Raw genomic sequence first — 1,605 nt, 5'->3', positions numbered from 1 at the left:
CGATTTACAAATCCGGAGAGAGGCATATCTATAGCGCCCCGAATGATGAGCCAACCATAGATGATGAAAGCAATTGTGATACCGATTGAAACAAAGGGTGTAATTGTAGCTATTGTTTTTGAGGAAATATCCGTGACATATGTTTTTGTTATCTGATCAATTTTATTGAAAAGTTGCGTGAACACTGTAAAGTCCATGGAATTCCTCTTTAACGAATTTTCAACTTTTTATCACCTTGAAACATAGATACATGCTAAACGCGTTATTCGCATTTATACATTACCTAAATGTTTTCATTACGATATCTTGGCTTTGATAAAATCTCTGTGCCTCTTTGAATTGTTCGGATAGTACTGAACCTTCTACATTGGCTTTTGTTTTTATCGTATGGTAGGCATCCCGTTTTTTTCATGGTCAAAAATTTTCATATCAAGTTCGCGTCTTTTCCTTTTGATAAGTGATTGCTCAGCATTACGTAAATGCGCTACCATTTCCATCTTTATAAATTCATTTTGGATCATGGCTAACGAACCATCGATACGTGCTTGAAGATCTGCAATATCTTTCAGGTTTTCTTTTTTTTGAATTTCATCTAATAGATGTTCGAGGTATTTAAAACGATTTTCTACGTTTTCAAAAGTTTCTAAACTTACAGCTTTATCTTGTATCGATGCAAATTGTAAACGCTCCGAAATAGCTTTGCCCATTTTATCAAAAGTCCCAGAAATTTTGTTTTCTTCCTCTAATACCTTTTGATATGATTCCCTTGAAAGCTTATCTTTCTTATAGAGCAGTTCAGGCTCTTTGAGAAAAAAACTAGAAACGTCAATTGTTTTAGGTTCAGTTTTCTGATTCTTTGTTATAGCTTGATAGGTTGTTTCTGTTTGCGAAAGTTGTTTTTTTTTCAATTCAAGCTGTTTTGTTAAGAGCTCAATAATTTCCTCTTTTTTTAATAGCTTAATAAGCTCCAGATATTCTGCTGGTGTAGCAGGTGATTTCGGTGAAGCAGGTGGTTTCGCTGGAGTACGTGGTGGTATAACATATGTATGCCTGTATGAATCTAGATGAGCTTTACCAATATTCACTGCAGGAGCAGGTGAATTCGATGGAGTACGTGGTGGTATAACATATGTATGCCTGTATGAATCTAGATGAGCTTTACCAACATTCACTGCAGGAGCAGATGGTTTCGCTGGAGTACGTGCTTGTGGAATATATGTCTTCCTGTATCGATCTATATGAGATCCCTCAATATTCACTGCATGTGCCAAATTTATCATTCCCCAAAGGGTAATCATTCCTGTTATAATAAATCGCTTTTTCATCTGTCTCCTCGCTTGATTTCGGCAGGGATTGTTTTATTAATAGGCACCCGGTTCCTATCATTTGGCTGTTTTAGCTTTGGTGCTAAAGCACAAGCCGATAAAAGGTTTGCAATCAAAATTACAAGAATGATCGACTTCATTTTAATATGACTCTTTTTATTGTTATATACATCCTGATATTTGTTGTCATTATTATTATTTTGAACATAAAGTAAAGTACGTTGTGTGTAATTATTTTACTTTTTTATTCCATTTTAATTTATAAAAACAGCTCAATTTC

2 protein-coding genes and 1 pseudogene are annotated in these 1,605 nt (G+C 34.6%); all 3 read right to left on the bottom strand.

Going from position 1 to position 1,605, the window contains the following annotated elements:
• Positions 1-197 (bottom strand): annotated as a pseudogene (locus tag PVV63_RS10160) (trwi protein); the annotation flags it as partial.
• A gap of 183 nt (positions 198-380) precedes the next feature.
• Entirely contained in the window at positions 381-1,325 is a 945-nt protein-coding gene (locus PVV63_RS10155; protein ID WP_273791748.1) for a type IV secretion system protein, read from the bottom strand.
• On the bottom strand, positions 1,322-1,465 hold the full coding sequence (locus PVV63_RS10150; RefSeq protein WP_273791747.1) for a TrwH protein: 144 nt from the start codon (positions 1,463-1,465) through the stop codon (positions 1,322-1,324). The genes PVV63_RS10155 and PVV63_RS10150 overlap by 4 nt, the downstream gene beginning before the upstream one ends.
• Positions 1,466-1,605 lie beyond the last annotated feature (140 nt).

This window comes from Bartonella sp. CM31XJBT (assembly GCF_028618555.1).
Taxonomy (GTDB): domain Bacteria; phylum Pseudomonadota; class Alphaproteobacteria; order Rhizobiales; family Rhizobiaceae; genus Bartonella.
The sequence above is the reverse complement of the archived record's forward strand: the minus strand, read 5'-3'. Positions and strand labels throughout refer to the sequence as shown.